13 protein-coding genes are annotated in these 15,575 nt (G+C 59.8%); 5 read left to right on the forward strand and 8 right to left on the reverse strand.

Annotation, left to right across the window (positions count from 1 at the left end; all coding sequences use genetic code 11):
- Nucleotides 1–98: 98 nt before the first annotated feature.
- From BS627_RS04415 to BS627_RS04425, 3 genes are all read left to right on the forward strand, one after another.
- Nucleotides 99–410, forward strand: coding sequence for an FAD assembly factor SdhE (locus tag BS627_RS04415; RefSeq protein WP_077982075.1), 312 nt, complete (start codon nt 99–101; stop codon nt 408–410).
- A gap of 4 nt (nt 411–414) precedes the next feature.
- Nucleotides 415–3,912, forward strand: a complete 3,498-nt coding sequence (gene mfd / locus BS627_RS04420) for a transcription-repair coupling factor (protein ID WP_077982076.1) — start codon at nt 415–417, stop codon at nt 3,910–3,912.
- Between the two features lie 398 nt (nt 3,913–4,310).
- A complete protein-coding gene (locus tag BS627_RS04425) occupies nt 4,311–4,640 on the forward strand; it encodes a hypothetical protein (RefSeq protein ID WP_077982077.1) in 330 nt (109 codons plus the stop codon).
- A gap of 54 nt (nt 4,641–4,694) precedes the next feature.
- On the opposite strand, the gene BS627_RS04430 is transcribed toward BS627_RS04425, so the two are convergent.
- The 3 genes from BS627_RS04430 to BS627_RS04440 are packed head-to-tail and all read right to left on the reverse strand — an operon-like array spanning nt 4,695 to nt 8,234.
- On the reverse strand, nt 4,695–5,627 hold the full coding sequence (locus BS627_RS04430; RefSeq protein ID WP_077982078.1) for a DMT family transporter: 933 nt from the start codon (nt 5,625–5,627) through the stop codon (nt 4,695–4,697).
- 51 nt (nt 5,628–5,678) lie between these two features.
- Nucleotides 5,679–6,347 carry a DsbA family oxidoreductase gene (locus BS627_RS04435; RefSeq protein WP_077982079.1) on the reverse strand — a complete coding sequence of 223 codons (669 nt, stop codon included), beginning with the start codon at nt 6,345–6,347 and terminating at the stop codon, nt 5,679–5,681.
- A gap of 39 nt (nt 6,348–6,386) precedes the next feature.
- Nucleotides 6,387–8,234: an extracellular solute-binding protein gene (locus BS627_RS04440; RefSeq protein ID WP_077982080.1), complete on the reverse strand. Its 1,848-nt coding sequence runs from the start codon at nt 8,232–8,234 to the stop codon at nt 6,387–6,389.
- A 304-nt stretch (nt 8,235–8,538) separates the two neighbouring features.
- Here BS627_RS04440 and BS627_RS04445 point away from each other — a divergent pair, with 304 nt between their 5' ends.
- On the forward strand, nt 8,539–9,195 hold the full coding sequence (locus BS627_RS04445) for an invasion associated locus B family protein (RefSeq protein ID WP_077982081.1): 657 nt from the start codon (nt 8,539–8,541) through the stop codon (nt 9,193–9,195).
- 92 nt (nt 9,196–9,287) lie between these two features.
- Here BS627_RS04445 and hspQ read toward each other — a convergent pair whose 3' ends face one another.
- From hspQ to BS627_RS04465, 4 genes are all read right to left on the reverse strand, one after another.
- Complete coding sequence (hspQ, locus tag BS627_RS04450; protein ID WP_003508038.1) at nt 9,288–9,617, reverse strand: heat shock protein HspQ; 330 nt, start codon at nt 9,615–9,617, stop codon at nt 9,288–9,290.
- An 85-nt stretch (nt 9,618–9,702) separates the two neighbouring features.
- Complete coding sequence (locus tag BS627_RS04455) at nt 9,703–10,623, reverse strand: DMT family transporter (protein WP_077982082.1); 921 nt, start codon at nt 10,621–10,623, stop codon at nt 9,703–9,705.
- Between the two features lie 99 nt (nt 10,624–10,722).
- Nucleotides 10,723–12,132, reverse strand: coding sequence for a type I glutamate--ammonia ligase (glnA, locus tag BS627_RS04460; RefSeq protein WP_077982083.1), 1,410 nt, complete (start codon nt 12,130–12,132; stop codon nt 10,723–10,725).
- 71 nt (nt 12,133–12,203) lie between these two features.
- A complete protein-coding gene (locus BS627_RS04465) occupies nt 12,204–12,542 on the reverse strand; it encodes a P-II family nitrogen regulator (protein ID WP_003515720.1) in 339 nt (112 codons plus the stop codon).
- Between the two features lie 357 nt (nt 12,543–12,899).
- Between BS627_RS04465 and BS627_RS04470 the strand changes: the two genes are divergently transcribed.
- Nucleotides 12,900–14,375 carry an NAD(P)H-hydrate dehydratase gene (locus BS627_RS04470; protein WP_077982084.1) on the forward strand — a complete coding sequence of 492 codons (1,476 nt, stop codon included), beginning with the start codon at nt 12,900–12,902 and terminating at the stop codon, nt 14,373–14,375.
- Nucleotides 14,376–14,435: 60 nt separating this feature from the next.
- Here the strand turns inward: BS627_RS04470 and BS627_RS25060 are convergent, their stop codons facing one another.
- Complete coding sequence (locus BS627_RS25060) at nt 14,436–15,476, reverse strand: GlxA family transcriptional regulator (RefSeq protein WP_077982085.1); 1,041 nt, start codon at nt 15,474–15,476, stop codon at nt 14,436–14,438.
- Nucleotides 15,477–15,575 lie beyond the last annotated feature (99 nt).

Genomic DNA, 15,575 nt, shown 5'->3' on the forward strand with positions numbered 1-15,575 from the left:
ATTATTTCGATAAAAACCGGTTCCCAAGCGTTCGCCTCCTGTTCTATAGGAGGTCGCAGTCAACAATTTGTTGATTAATCAACCGAAAGGTGAATGCGATGACTGGACTGGTGCGCACGAGTGCCGACCTCGATCCGAGACGCCGGCGGATTCTTTACCGCTGCTGGCACCGGGGCATTCGCGAGATGGATCTGGTGCTCGGGCAATTCGCGGAAGACAATATTGCCGGGCTTTCCGATGAGCAGCTCGATGAGCTGGAAGTCATCATGGCGGAAGAGGATAACGACCTCGTCAAGATGGTGACCGGCGCGCTTGCCATACCGGAAAAATTCCAGACCCCGCTGTTTGAGAAGATCGCCTCCTACCGTCCCGATTTCGATCTCGTCACCACTGACACCCTGAAAGCCTGAGAATATGATAGCCGGATTCGATGCAAAGCTGGTGTCGTCGGCCGATACGCCGCTGACCATCGGAAACGTACCATCAGGCATGGAAGCCCTTTTGCTTGCTGACATGGCACGGGCGGGCACGTCGGTGGCCTATGTGATGTCGGACGGCCAGCGGGTCGCCGATCTCGAACAGATCCTCGGTTTCGTCGCACCGGATATTCCTGTTATGACGCTGCCGGCCTGGGACTGCCTGCCCTATGACCGCGTGTCACCGAGCGCCGACACCTCTGCGCGCCGGCTGGCAGCGCTCTCCGGTCTGATCTCTCACGCCAAGAAACCGCATCCGGCCATCGTTCTCGTCACCGTCAACGCCATGCTGCAGAAGATGGCGCCGCGCGACATCATCGAAAGCCTGGGCTTTTCGGCGCGCCCCGGCAACCAGATTCGCATGGAGGAGATTGCCGCGCGGCTGGAGCGCAACGGTTTCGACCGGGTGGCAACGGTGCGTGAGGTGGGCGAGTTCGCCGTGCGCGGCGGCATTCTCGATGTCTTCGTGCCGGGCACGGAAGAACCGGTGCGGCTCGATTTCTTCGGCGATACGCTGGAAAGCATCCGCACCTTCGATCCGGCCAGCCAGCGTACCATCGGCCAGGCGCGCTCGCTCGATCTGAACCCGATGAGCGAAGTGACGCTGACGCCGGATACGATCAGCCGGTTCCGCAAGAATTACCTGTCGCTGTTCGGCGCGGCGACGCGTGACGATGCTCTTTATCAGGCTGTCTCCGAAGGCCGCCGTTATGCCGGTATGGAGCATTGGCTGCCACTGTTTTATGAGCAGCTGGAGACCGCTTTCGATTATCTGAGGGGCTTCCGCATCGTCACCGATCATACGGCGCGGGAGGCGGCGAAAGAACGCTCCAAGCTGGTGCTCGATTATTACGATGCGCGCCGCAGCTCCGGCGAAACCAAGGGCTCGACGCAGGGTGCGCCCTACAAGCCGGTTTCGCCCGGCCAGCTTTATCTCGACGGCAAGAGCTTCGATGCCGCGCTTGCTGCCGTCAATGCGGTGCGTCTCACGCCCTTCAACGAGCAGGACAGCGAAGGCCGCCCGGTCGCGACGCTCGATGCCCATGTCGGTCCGCGCTGGGCGCGTCCGCCAACCGAAGGCGAGAGCGAAGAACGGGTCAATGTTTTCGATCTGGCCGTGAAGCACATTGCCGAACGCCGCGCCAAGGGCTGGAAGGTGCTGATCACCGGCTGGTCGGAAGGTTCGCTCGACCGGTTGTTGCAGGTGCTGAACGAGCACGGGCTTGAGAAGATCAAGCCGGTCACCTCGCTGAAAGAGGTGGAGAAGCTCGGCAAGGGCGAGGCGGCCTCGGCGGTGCTGAGCCTCGAAGCGGGTTTCGAGACTGGAAACCTTGCCGTCATCGGGGAGCAGGATATTCTCGGCGACCGTATGGTGCGTCGCTCGAAGCGTCGCAAGCGCGGTGCCAATTTCATCTCGGAAGTGGCCGGGCTGGACGAGGGCTCGCTGGTCGTCCATGCCGAACATGGTATAGGCCGTTTCGTCGGCCTGCGGACCATCGAGGCGGCGGGTGCGCCGCGTGCGTGTCTGGAACTGCATTATGCCGATGACGCCAAGCTGTTCCTGCCGGTTGAAAACATCGATCTTTTGTCCCGTTACGGTTCCGATGCGGCGGAAGCGCAGCTCGACAAGCTTGGCGGTGGCGCATGGCAGATGCGCAAGGCCAAGCTCAAGAAGCGCCTGCTCGACATGGCCGATGAGCTTATCCGCATTGCGGCCGCGCGTCTGGTGCGCCATGCGCCGGTGCTGACAGCGCCGGATGGGCTTTATGACGAATTCGCCGCCCGTTTCCCCTATGACGAGACGGAAGACCAGCTGAACGCCATCGAAGCCATCCGCGAGGATCTCGGTGCCGGCCGGCCGATGGACCGGCTCATCTGCGGCGACGTCGGTTTCGGCAAGACAGAAGTGGCCCTGCGCGCCGCTTTCCTTGCCGCCATGAATGGCGTGCAGGTGGCGGTGGTGGTGCCGACGACGCTGCTGTCGCGCCAGCATTTCCGCACTTTCTCGGAACGTTTCCGCGGATTGCCCATCCGGGTGCAGCAGGCTTCGCGCCTTGTCGGCTCCAAGGAACTGACGCTGACGAAAAAGGAAGTGGCTGATGGCAAGACCGATATCGTCGTCGGCACCCATGCGCTGCTGGGTGCGGGCATCAGTTTTGCCAATCTCGGCCTGCTCATCATCGATGAAGAGCAGCATTTCGGCGTGAAGCACAAGGAGCGCCTGAAAGAGCTGAAGAGCGACGTGCATGTGCTGACGCTGTCTGCGACGCCCATTCCGCGCACCTTGCAGCTTGCCATGACGGGCGTGCGGGAATTGTCGCTTATCACCACGCCGCCGGTGGACCGCATGGCGGTGCGCACCTTCATTTCGCCCTTCGATCCGCTGGTGATCCGCGAGACCTTGATGCGTGAGCATTATCGTGGCGGCCAGAGTTTTTACGTCTGCCCGCGTCTTGCCGATCTCGCCGATATCCATGCCTTCCTGCAATCGGATGTGCCGGAACTGAAGGTGGCGGTGGCGCACGGCCAGATGCCGGCGGGTGAACTCGAAGACATCATGAACGCCTTCTACGACGGCAAATATGACGTGCTGCTGTCGACCACCATCGTCGAATCCGGCCTCGACGTGCCGACTGCCAATACGCTGATCGTGCATCGCGCCGATATGTTCGGTCTTGCCCAGCTGTACCAGCTGCGCGGTCGCGTCGGCCGGTCCAAGGTGCGTGCCTTCGCGCTCTTCACCCTGCCGGTCAACAAGGTGCTGACGACGATGGCCGAGCGGCGGCTGAAGGTGCTGCAATCGCTCGATACGCTGGGCGCTGGCTTCCAGCTGGCGAGCCACGACCTCGATATTCGCGGTGCGGGCAATCTGCTCGGCGAGGAACAATCCGGCCATATCAAGGAAGTCGGTTTCGAGCTTTACCAGCAGATGCTGGAAGAGGCGGTTGCCGAAGTGAAGGGCGATGAGCAGGTGCAGGATAGCGGCTGGTCGCCGCAAATCTCGGTCGGCACCTCGGTCATGATTCCGGAAGATTATGTTCCCGATCTGCATCTGCGCATGGGGCTTTACCGCCGCCTTGGCGAGCTTGCCGATATCAGCGAGATCGACGGTTTCGGCGCGGAAATGATCGACCGTTTCGGCCCGCTGCCGAAAGAGGTGCAGCATCTGCTCAAGATCGTCTACATCAAGTCTCTCTGCCGCATTGCCAATGTCGAGAAGCTGGATGCCGGGCCGAAGGGCGTTGTCGTGCAGTTCCGCAACAAGGAATTCCCGAATCCGGGCGCGCTGGTCGGTTACATCGGCAAGCAGGGATCGATGGCGAAAATCCGCCCCGATCACAGCCTGTTTCTGAACCGCGATCTGCCGACGCCGGAAAAGCGGCTGACGGGTGCGGCAATGATCATGACGCAGCTTGCGGAACTGGCTCGGTCGTAGATTTGAGCTTCAGGGGGTGCCCGTTCGACAACTGACCGAAGGTGGGTGGGGTTTACCCCCCTCTGCCCTGCCGGGCATCTCCCCCTCAAGGGGGGGAGATCGGCAGGAGGCCCTTTCCTCGCTTCATCCTCAAACGTTGAGAGGGGCGAAACCTAGCCGCAGATCGATCTCCCCCCTTGAGGGGGAGATGCCCGGCAGGGCAGAGGGGGGTAAAGCTCCACCCACCTTCGGCCCGCTAACAAATGGCCAATCCTCGGAAAACCCAGCCCGCAAGGCTCAGCGAGAATTACCGCGATGTAACGAAACGGACATGCGCCGGTAGTCTTTGCGGGCGTAATCTTTGCCTCATACCCGGTGCGGCGGATCGTGAAGCCGCCGGGTGATGAAGGAGCAGGACGATGTGGACCAATATCAACAGGTTTGCCACCGCTGGTCTGGTTGCTTTGACAATTGCGGGCACCACAATTGCCACCACCAGTCAGGCGGAAGCGCGCAATAATTTCGGCCGCGGCCTTGCCGCCGGCATCGCAGGCACGATCATCGGCGGAGCGCTTATCGCCGGGGCAAGACATCCCGGTTACGCTTACAGCCCCGCCTATTACGCGCCGGCTTACGGTCCACCCGTCTACGCTGCGCCGGCTTATGGCCCGCCGGTTTATCCGCGCTGCCATGTGGCTTGGAGGCAGAATGCCTGGGGTGACATGTATCGGGTCAGGGTTTGCGATTGATCGACTGGCAGACCGGCGGTGTGCAGAGCGTCGTCGGTTTTTGCATGTTTTTAGCTAGCGGCTGTCTTCCGGGGTGATGCCAACAGCCACATTCTGGTCGGTAGCCGCAATCGAGGCGGGAAGCGGTACTTTTCTCTGTTTTTCACGGATCAGCGTCAACAGGCCGGAGCCGACGATGAGGGCGATGCCGATCAGCATCCATCCGTCGATACGGTCGCCGAATATCAGATAACCGAACAGGATGGCCCAGAGCATCTGGCTATATTGCGTCGGGCCGATCATCGCGGCCGGCGCATATTGGGCGGCATACATGACCAGCACGTTGCCGAGCGCGCCGAGCAGGCCGTATCCCGCCAGCAGCAGCCATTGCTCGCCGGCTGGCATGATGAAGGTCGGGACCATGGCGATGCCGCTTATGGTGAGACAGCCGAGCACACCAGCACCATAAAGCGAGACATTCTTTTCCGACGGGCCCATGGCGCGGAAAATGACAATGCTGAGCGCGCCGCTGAAGCCGCCTATGATGGCGCCGAGATGGCCGATGCCGAGTTCGCGGAAGCCCGGACGCAGGATGACCAGCACGCCGAGGAAACCGATGATGACGGCCGACCAGCGCTTGATGCCCACTTGTTCTTTCAGGAACACCACCGACATGATGGTGACGAAGGAAGGCAGCAGGAAGATCAGCGCGAAGGCTTCGGCCATGGAAAGATGGGTAAAGGCGGTCACGCTGCCGACGGCACCCGTGCCGGCGGCAAAAAAGCGGATGATCCACAAGGGCCGGTTTGTCGTCTTCACCACATCCAGCCAGCTGTCATTGCGCTTGCGGATGAATGGCAGGGCGACGAGGCCGAACACGGCGCCGAAAAAGACCGATTCGATCGGCGAAATCTGGCCTTCTATGAGTTTAACGCTCGCATCGCTCCAGGCGTAGGCAGCGAAGGCGGCAAAGGCGAGCAGAATGCCTTTCAGGGTCTGGTCGGACACGGAAACACCGGCGGAAAATCGAGTTGCAGAAAACCGCCGGTGGTTTGGCCGTCAGTTCATCGATCTATGCTCGTCCGCCTTGATTTTTGCAATATCCCGCAATGCAGCAATCAGGATGTCAGGCGTTTGTGCACCGCTTATGGCGTATTTCTGGTCGATGATGAAGAAGGGTACGCCGGCGACGCCCATCTGCTGCGCAGCGTCGATTTCGGCAACGATCGTATCCTTGTCCGCGTCGGAGGCGAGCAGCCGCTCGACCACTTTCGCGTCCATGCCAGCCTTTGCGGCAATGTCTGTCAGCACAGCATGATCGCCGATATTGCGACCTTCCTCGAAATTGGCCTTGAAAAGGCCGGTCACGACCTTCTCCTGGAGATCGCGGCCTTCGGAATGAGCCCAAAGCGACAGGCGGTGTGCGTCGAGCGTGTTCGGCCCGATCTCGATCGCGTCGAAATCGTAATTGATGCCGACTTCCTTGCCGAGTTGCACCAGGGTGGCATGGGCCTGTTCCAGGCGCTCCTTGCCGAGCTTTTCCTCGAGAGCGGCTTTCTGGTCGACGCCTTCCGGTGGGTAGTCCGGATTGAGGCGGTAGGGACGCCAGTTCACGTCGACGCTGATTTCATCCTGCACTTCGGCAATGGCGAGATCCAGCCGCGCCTTGCCGAGGTAACACCACGGGCAGACCATGTCCGATACGACGTCAACAACGATTCGTTCCATGGCTGAGGTTCCTTATATGATCGACCTGACGGTGGCAGGTTATTGCGCCCGCGCGTCCCACCAGGTCTGTTTCTGATTGCCCTGTATTGGTGTCATATCCGGGCGGTCGATATATTTCCAGCGTGCGATCCATTGGGCGCCGATGTAATAGAGCGGAATTATATAATGGCCGGCCACAAGCAGGCGGTCGTAGGCGCGCACGGCTGCCTGAAAGTCTTCCGTCGAGCGGGCCTGCAACAGCGCCTCTATCATCCGGTCTATGTCGGGATTGGCAACACCCGCATAGTTGAAGCTCCCCTGCGCATCACGCGAAAGCGAATTCCAGCGATTCAGTTGCTCCATACCAGGCGAAAGCGACGAGGGCAGGGAGCGGATGATCATGTCATAATCGAAGCTGTTCGAGCGGGACTGGTATTGTCCGTCATCGACGGAGCGGATGCCCATCGCGACGCCGATCAGGTTCAGCGAACGTTGATAGGCAAGCGCGATGCGTTCCTGCGCCGGGTTCTGCGTCATGATCTCAAAGGCGAGCTGGCGCCCATTGGCATCGGACATCTTACCGTTCTTGATGCTGTAACCAGCCTCTTTCAGCTTGTCGACGGCCATCTTCAGCACCTTGCGGTCGGCACCCGTGCCGTCGGTTTCGGGCAGGGCGTAGGTGCCGGCCAGCAGTTCCGGCGACATGGTCTTCGCTGCGTCGCCCAGCAGCGCCAGCTCGCGCTCGTCGGCGGCGTTGCCGTAAGCGCCGAGCGGCGAATTCTGCCAGTAGCTTTGGGTGCGCTTGAAGGAGCCGCCGAGGATGTTTTTGTTCATCCACTCGAAATCGAACGCATAGGTGAGGCCCTCGCGCACCTTCTCGTCGGCGAAGACGGGACGTCGTGTATTGAAGACGAAGCCGAACATGCCGGTCGGCAGGCGCGGCTGGAACACGTCCTTGACGATATCGCCGCGATGGACGGCCGGGAAATTATAAGCCTGGCCCCAATGGGAGGTGTCGGAGGTGCCGTTGATGGCGTCACCCTCTGGGTAGATGTCGATATCGCCCTTCTTGAAGGCCTCGAACATGGTCGTGACCTGAAGGAAATAGGTGATGCTGATTTCGTCGTAATTATCGAAGCCGACTTTGCCGGGAATATCCTTGCCCCAGTAATCGGGGTTTCGCTCCCAGATGATTCGTTCACCCGGGCGCAGCGTTTTGATTCGGTAGGGGCCGGAGCCGATAACATCGCCAAGGCCCGCCTGTTCGAATTTTTCCGGATCGATCGCATGTTTCGGCAGGATCGGCGTGGAGGAGGCGAGAATGAGCGGGGTTTCGCGGTTGGCCTTGTCGTTGAAGGTGAAGCGCACGCTGCGATCGCCAATTTTTTCCATCTTGGCCACGCCGTCGAGGCGGCTGTTGAAAGGCGGGCGGCCTTTGTCCTTAAGCAGGTTGAAACTGAAAATCACATCGTCAGGTGTGACCGGCTGACCATCCGACCATTTCGCCCTTGGATTGATGTTGAATTGAACGAAGCTGCGCTCATCGTCCCATTCCACCGTTTCTGCAAGCAGGCCATAGAGGCTGAAGGGCTCGTCGCTCGAGCGCAGCATTAGCGGCTCGTAAAGCAGATTGCCGAATTCCGGATCCCAGACACCACGCGCCGTGGTGCGCATTCCCTTGAGAACAAAGGGATTGAGGCTGTCGAAGGTGCCCACCACGCCGTAGGAAATGCGACCGCCTTTTTTCACGTCCGGATTGACATAGGGCAGGTGCCGGAAATCGGCAGGAAGGGCAGGCGTGCCATGCATGGAGATGCCGTGTAGCGGCTGTGCCTGCGCTGCCCCAGCTGGAAGCAGGGATGATCCCAAAAGGAACAATGCGGGGATGAGGGCCGCAAGGTTGCGCATGTCATTATCCTGTCTAACTATCCGTCCGATGATCGTTACGATGGTTTATCGTCATGATTCTGGCAGATATGTAGCACAGGGACATTGCAGGACCCATGCGAGTGCGGGAAATCTTGGGTCCGCTCAAGAAAAAGTTAAAGAAGTGCTGGATATCGCCGCGATCGGCATGTAACAGGGTGGCCGGAAGAGACGGGTCACGCATTTGCCTCATTTAAACGACAGTTGAACGGGCAGAAGGATACCGCCATCGGCGAACAGGATCTTGCGGTTCTGTTCTGGCAGACATTCAGGAGACGGAACTCTTATGATGCACAAGGCAAACACATTCACCCGGACAGCTCTGTCCGCTCTGGTCCTTTCTCTCGGCGCAATGTCTGCTCCGGCAATCTCGCAGGCGCAGGATGCTGCTCCCGCCGCTCAGGGCGCTGGCGCTCCGCCGCTCGGCTGGTTCAAGACCTGCTCCAAGCAGGAAGACAACGACGTCTGCGTCGTGCAGAACGTGGTTCTTGCCCAGAACGGCCAGATGATCACGGCTGTCGGCCTCATTACCGTTGAAGGTAAGGTCAACCGTAAGCTGCTGCAGGTCTCGGTCCCCACCGCGCGTCTCATCCCTCCGGGCGTGATGATGCAGATCGACGGCGGCAAGGGCCAGAAGCTCGATTACGCCGTTTGCCTGCCCGACAAGTGCACGGCCGAAGTTCCGCTGACGGACGCCATGATCGCTTCGCTGAAGAAGGGCAACGAGGTGGTCTTCACCTCCATCAACTTCCGCCGCGCACCGAACCCCATCAAGATCGCGCTCACCGGTTTCACCGGCGCTTTTGACGGTCCGGCCATCTCGCAGTCGCAGCTTGCCGAAAGCCAGCGCAGCTTGCAGGAAGGCATGCAGAAGAAGGCTGAAGAGGCCCGCAAGAAGCTGGAAGCCGCACAGGACGCCGCCAAGGGCGCGCCGAAGCCCTGATTGCAGCGTAAGCTTCAGGAACAGAAAAACCGGTCTGGCGACAGACCGGTTTTTTTATGTCCCGGGGAGGGCGGGAGAAAGTTGGCGCGGCGTCAATGCGCCGTCGACATTTTCGGTCGCCATTCGCCGTTCGGTGCTTTGTCGAAGATGCGGCCGATATTGGGATTTCTCAGCGGCGTCTCGTTTTCGTCATGGACGAGGTTCTGTTCGGAAACGTAAGCGACATATTCAGTCTCTTCGTTTTCAGCCAGAAGATGATAGAAGGGCTGGTCGCGATCCGGCCTGATTTCCGCGGGGATGGCGTTCCACCATTCCTCGGTATTGGCATATTCCGGGTCCACGTCGATCACCACACCGCGGAACGGAAACACCTTATGGCGAACGATCTCGCCAAGCGTGAATTTTGCGTCTCTTTGTTTCATGGCATGAACTTCCTTTCCCAATACTAGTTGGGTGCGTAATGCGAAATATCAAGACCTAGCGGTTTGAGGCTGTCTGCCGGCCGGCTCAGCGTCTTCTGCCGATCGGCGCGGTGGCCAGAATGACGCCCCCGGTGACCAGCACAATTCCCACGGCGTGATAGGCCTCGAAGGTCTCCCCGAGGAACAGCGTGGCCATGAGGATCGAGACCGGCGGCATCATATAAAGCGTGACCCCCGCCGTGGCGGGACCGAAGACGCGTACGGTATGGGTGAAGCAATAAAAGGCCAAGAGTGAGGCGAACAGGATGATGCCGCCGATCTTGGCCCAGGCCATTGGGGTGGCGGGCAACATGCCGCCCTGCGCCAGTTCCAGCGCCGCCGGCGGCAGAAGCACGAGCGCGCCGGAAAAGGCGATCAGGCCGAAAAGGCTGAAAGAGGCCATCTGTCGCGCGGCGGGATCGCGCAGCAGCAGCGAGTAGATCGCAAAGCAGATGGCTGCGGTCAGGATCGCGAAATCGCCAATGTTGAAATTCAGGCGCCAGAGGGCGGACACATCGCCCTTCAGCACGATGGCCGCCACGCCGGCAAAGGCGATGACCATGCCAGCCACTTCGAGTTTGCGGATCGGGCGGCCCTGAAAGACGCGCTGGAACAGGATGATGAACAGCGACGACGTCGTATAGATCAGTGTGCCGTTGGCGGCCGTCGTCATAGTCAGCCCCCAATAGACCACGCCGCCGCAAATTCCCATGCCCAGAATGCCGAGGACGAGCCAGAGCAGCGTTTTCCGCCGCACGAAAGCAAGGCAGTTGCGCCAGTCCGCGATCATGAAGGGAGCGATGATGAGGGTCGAGCCGATCCAGCGAATGAAGGCGGCGATGAAAGGCGAGACTTCGCCGACGACGCCACGGCCGAAAATGACATTGCTGGAGAAAAAGAACGGCACCGCCAGAAAGATAAGCCAGTCCGTGAGGCGCGTTTGCTGAGAGGCTGGCTTGTTCGACATTCTTCGCAATGATGGCTGGGTTCCAAAAGAAAACGGCGGCTTTCCGGGGAAAACCGCCGAGATGGATCGAGCGCTCCTGTAGAGCGCTCGCAGGGCCGATCAGGCCGAGTAGTACATGTCGAATTCGACCGGGTGAGGGGTCATTTCGAAACGCATGACTTCCTGCATCTTCAGTTCGATGAACGAGTCGATCTGGTCGTCGTCGAAAACGCCGCCAGCGGTCAGGAACTTGCGATCCTTGTCGAGGCTTTCGAGCGCTTCACGCAGCGAACCGCAGACGGTCGGGATCTTCTTCAATTCCTTGGCAGGAAGATCGTAAAGGTCCTTGTCCATCGGCTTGCCGGGGTGGATCTTGTTCTTGATGCCGTCGAGGCCGGCCATCAGCATGGCCGCAAAACCGAGATAGGGGTTCTGGGTCGGATCCGGGAAGCGGACTTCGACGCGCTTTGCCTTCGGGTTGGAGCCGAAGGGGATACGGCAGGAAGCAGAGCGGTTGCGCGCGGAGTAGGCGAGCAGAACCGGCGCTTCATAACCCGGCACCAGACGCTTGTAGGAGTTGGTGGTCGGGTTGGTGAAGGCGTTGATCGCCTTGGCGTGCTTGATGATACCGCCGATGTAATAGAGGCAGGTCTCGGAGAGGCCGGCATATTCATCGCCTGCGAAGGTCGGCTTGCCGCCCTTCCAGATGGACTGGTGAACGTGCATGCCCGAACCGTTGTCGCCGAAGATCGGCTTCGGCATGAAGGTTGCCGTCTTGCCATAGGCATTGGCGACCTGGTGCACGACATACTTGTAGATCTGCATCTTGTCGGCGCTGGAGACCATCGTGTCGAACTTCACGCCCAGCTCGTGCTGCGCAGAAGCGACTTCATGGTGGTGCTTTTCGACGACGACGCCCATTTCGGCCAGAACCGTCAGCATTTCGGAGCGCATGTCCTGCAGGCTGTCGATCGGCGGAACCGGGAAATAACCGCCCTTGACGCGCGGGCGGTGACCGAGGTTGCCGGTCTCGTAATCGGTGTCGTCGTTGGAGGGCAGTTCCGACGAATCCAGCTTGAAGCCGGTGTTGTAGGGGTCTGCCTTGTACTTGACATCGTCGAAGACGAAGAATTCCGGCTCGGGGCCGACGAAAACCGTGTCGCCGATACCGGATGCCTTAAGGTAAGCTTCGGCCTTCTTGGCGGTGCCGCGCGGGTCGCGGTTATAGGCTTCGCCCGAGACCGGGTCGAGAATGTCGCAAAGGACGACGAGGGTGGACTGGGCGAAGAACGGATCGATATGGGCGGTGGCCGGATCGGGCATCAGCACCATGTCGGACTCGTTGATGGCCTTCCAGCCGGCGATCGAGGAGCCGTCGAACATGACGCCATCGGCGAACATGTCTTCGTCCACACAGACAACATCCATGGTGACGTGCTGCAGCTTGCCCTTGGGGTCGGTAAAGCGCAGGTCCACGAACTTGATGTCGTTATCCTTGATCTGCTTCAAGATATCGTTTGCGGTCGTCATTTAAACATTTTCCTTGAGTGTGATGATGACGAGGTGAAAACCCAAGCCTCCCCGGCTCGGGACGTTCTTGATTATATGGCGTCAACGCCTGTTTCACCGGTACGGATGCGGATGACTTCCTCGACATTGGAAACAAAAATCTTTCCGTCGCCGATACGTCCTGTCTGGGCCGCATTGCGGATCGCCTCGATGACGGCTTCCGCATTCTCATCCGCCAATACGACTTCGACTTTCACTTTCGGCAAAAAGTCCACAACGTACTCCGCACCGCGGTAGAGTTCCGTGTGTCCCTTCTGACGACCAAAGCCTTTTGCTTCCGTGACCGTGATTCCCTGAAGTCCGACTTCCTGAAGGGCTTCCTTCACTTCATCGAGCTTGAAAGGCTTAATGATCGCTTCGATCTTTTTCATGAGAAAATATCTCTCCGCTTCTCCCGTTAAAGCAGGTAACTCCCGCTCTGCCACAAGAATGCACGTATTGTGCCAGATCGGAAGCGGGCTTGAAGAAAAAACTTCGATCCCCCGGCCTTCCGGCACAAAATGCATTCGCTTTTTGCGCTTTTCCAGCCAATTTCTCGCCGAAACCCGAAAAATCGACCAGCATTTATGCGCATTTGTATTATTTTAGGAATCCTTGATATTTGAAGGCGCGCAGATGTGGCTCGGATTGATTGTCTATATTTTATGCATTTGATTATTATTTCGTCGCTAAAAATTGCTTATTTTTGTATCGATTGCCTTTTCGGCGTTTTGAAGGGATGATCGGGCATGAAATTCCTGTCTCCGTTTTCCCTTTTCGATCCTGCTACGATGGCGCTTGTCGATGTGGCGGCCGGGCAGTCCGGCATTCCGCTCTATGATCTGATGGAGCGGGCGGGGCAGGCGGTCGCCTCTTCCGCGTTGCGGTACTATCCGCAGGCGCTGCGTTTCGTCGTGCTCTGCGGCGGCGGCAATAATGGCGGCGATGGTTATGTGGCGGCGCGGGCGCTTTTGCACAGCGGAGCGGTCGTCGCGGTTCATCATCTCGGCGATGTCGGCGCGCTCAGGGGCGATGCGCGGACGGCATTCCAGCGAAGCGGCGTGACGCCGCTGCCGCTCGGCGACTATAGGCCGTTCTCGGGCGACGTGGTGATCGACGCGGTATTCGGGGCTGGATTGTCCCGCGATGTTCCGCAGGAACTTATCCGCGTGATCGAGGCGGTCACGCAAGCGAAGGCGCCGGTTCTCGCCGTCGATCTGCCCTCGGGCCTCTGCGGCAGACGGGGCGTGCCTCTCGGCGCATCGTTCAGGGCTGAGCGTACGGTGACCTTCATGGCGCGCAAGCCGGGTCATCTGCTGATGCCGGGGCGGGCGCTTTGTGGAACGCTCGAGGTGTTCGATATTGGCATTCCGTCCCGTATCCTCAATGCCCACGCGGGAGCGGTGGCGGAAAATAGCCCGCCGGTCTGGCGGGATGTCTTGCCTCATGCCGATATGGAAACCCACAAATTCCGCCGCGGGCACCTGACCGTGTTTTCCGGCCCGGCCCATGCGACGGGTGCAAGCCGCATGACCGCGCTTTGTGCACTGAAGGCGGGGGCGGGGATCGTCACCATCGCCGCGCCGAGGCAAGCGCTCGACGTGCTGTCCGTCACGCTAACGGCGGTGATGAACGCGCCGGTGGACGATGCCGACGATCTGCGGTCGTGGCTGGATGATAGGCGTCATGGCACTTTCGTTCTCGGCCCGGGTTTCGGCGATCTCGAAAAGGCGCGGCAATACGTGTCCCTGCTTGGAGATAAGGCGGTGGTGCTGGATGCCGATGCAATTACGGCTTTCAGAGATCATAGGGAGGCCCTGTTTGCGCGCGTCGGGTCGGGCGCGGGCAAATTCGTGCTGACGCCGCATGAGGGAGAGTTTGCGCGACTGTTTCCCGATCTTGTCGCCGACAAGATATTGAGCAAGATCGAAAGGGCGCAGATCGCCTCGGCGCGCAGTGGCGCGGTGCTGGTCTATAAAGGTGCGGACACGGTGATTGCCGCACCCGACGGCCGGGCGCTGGTCAACACCAATGCGCCGGCGAGCCTTGCTACGGCTGGATCAGGCGATGTGCTGGCCGGCGTCATCGGCGCGCTTTTGGCGCAGGGTACGCCGGCCTTCGAAGCGGCTGCGGCCGGGGTCTGGTTGCATGGCGAGGCCGGCCATAGGGCAGGTGACGGCATGACGGCGGAGGACCTTGGTCATGCGGTTCGGCCGTTTTTGTGAACTGTTTTCCGGTTGAGGCCAGGCGCGTACCATCGCGCCTGAGAGGTTAGAGCCGCCTTCTCAATGCGCGGCCTTGCCCGCCTGATTCGCCATAGCCATTCTCGATGCGCTGATCAGGAGCTTGCGTTCGGCGCGCTCCTGCTGCGGGGTGCGGTTATAGATTTCGCGATAACACTTGGAAAAATGCGAGGCGGAGACGAAACCGCAGGCGACGGCGACTTCGACCACCGGCATGGCCGATTGCACCAGCAGGTGGCGGGCGCGGTCGAGGCGGATTTCGAGATAATAGCGGGCGGGCGAGCGACCCATCTCCTGGCGGAAGAGGCGTTCCACCTGCCGGCGCGAAAGATCGGCCGCGTCGGCGATGTCGAGCAGCGACAGCGGTTCGGCGAGATTGCCTTCCATCAATTCGATGATCGACAGGACCTTGCTGTTCTGGACGCCGAGGCGGGCGCGCAGCGGCAGGCGCTGACGGTCATTGGGGCTGCGCACCCGGTCGGTCAATTGCTGTTCGCAGACGCGGTTGACGAGGTTTTCACCGAAATCCTGGCCGATCAGGCTCAGCATCATGTCAAGCGAAGCCGTGCCACCGGCGCAGGTGTAGATGTTGCTATCGACTTCGAAGAGGTCGGCATAGACTTCCACCTGCGGGAAGGCCTCGGAAAAACCGGGCAGGTTCTCCCAGTGGATCGCGCAACGCTTGCCGTTCAAAAGGCCGGCCTGTGCCAGAATATGGGCGGCGGTACAGAGGCTGCCTATGGCGATGCCACGATTATAGGCTTCGCGCAGCCAGGCGTTGACGGACTTGTTGATGTGTTGGTCCACATCGATGCCCGAACAGATGATCGCCATTTCCGGGCGGTTTTCGCCGCTGACGTAACGCCGCTCATCGGCAAGACAGGTGTCGGCCTCCAGACAGATGCCGCTTGATGACATGACCTTCTGGCCATCAAGCGAGGAGAGGCGCCACTCATAGGCCTGATAGCCCAACATTCGGTTGGCGATGCGAAGCGTTTCAACCGCTGCAGCGAATGGCAGCATGGTAAATTGCGGAATGAGAAAAAAGACGATTGAGCGTTTCTTCTGGGAGTTCCTGCTCATTTGCCCGTGCTCCGTTGCGAATACGCAATTCCTCTCTTGGAATTGGTCTTCTGGATGTCCTGCCTACGACATCTTTAACGAAAAATACGCCGTGGAATC

Origin of the sequence: Agrobacterium salinitolerans, assembly GCF_002008225.1 — a bacterium.
Taxonomy (GTDB): domain Bacteria; phylum Pseudomonadota; class Alphaproteobacteria; order Rhizobiales; family Rhizobiaceae; genus Agrobacterium; species Agrobacterium salinitolerans.

Excerpts from the sequence above, each read along its gene's own strand:
- BS627_RS04415 (WP_077982075.1), top strand. The coding sequence starts at position 99 with ATGACTGGACTGGTGCGCACGAGTGCCGACCTCGATCCGAGACGCCGG.
- mfd (WP_077982076.1), top strand. The coding sequence starts at position 415 with ATGATAGCCGGATTCGATGCAAAGCTGGTGTCGTCGGCCGATACGCCG.
- BS627_RS04425 (WP_077982077.1), top strand. The coding sequence starts at position 4,311 with ATGTGGACCAATATCAACAGGTTTGCCACCGCTGGTCTGGTTGCTTTG.
- BS627_RS04435 (WP_077982079.1), bottom strand. The coding sequence starts at position 6,347 with ATGGAACGAATCGTTGTTGACGTCGTATCGGACATGGTCTGCCCGTGG.
- BS627_RS04440 (WP_077982080.1), bottom strand. The coding sequence starts at position 8,234 with ATGCGCAACCTTGCGGCCCTCATCCCCGCATTGTTCCTTTTGGGATCA.
- BS627_RS04445 (WP_077982081.1), top strand. The coding sequence starts at position 8,539 with ATGATGCACAAGGCAAACACATTCACCCGGACAGCTCTGTCCGCTCTG.
- hspQ (WP_003508038.1), bottom strand. The coding sequence starts at position 9,617 with ATGAAACAAAGAGACGCAAAATTCACGCTTGGCGAGATCGTTCGCCAT.
- BS627_RS04455 (WP_077982082.1), bottom strand. The coding sequence starts at position 10,623 with ATGTCGAACAAGCCAGCCTCTCAGCAAACGCGCCTCACGGACTGGCTT.
- glnA (WP_077982083.1), bottom strand. The coding sequence starts at position 12,132 with ATGACGACCGCAAACGATATCTTGAAGCAGATCAAGGATAACGACATC.
- BS627_RS04465 (WP_003515720.1), bottom strand. The coding sequence starts at position 12,542 with ATGAAAAAGATCGAAGCGATCATTAAGCCTTTCAAGCTCGATGAAGTG.
- BS627_RS04470 (WP_077982084.1), top strand. The coding sequence starts at position 12,900 with ATGAAATTCCTGTCTCCGTTTTCCCTTTTCGATCCTGCTACGATGGCG.
- BS627_RS25060 (WP_077982085.1), bottom strand. The coding sequence starts at position 15,476 with ATGAGCAGGAACTCCCAGAAGAAACGCTCAATCGTCTTTTTTCTCATT.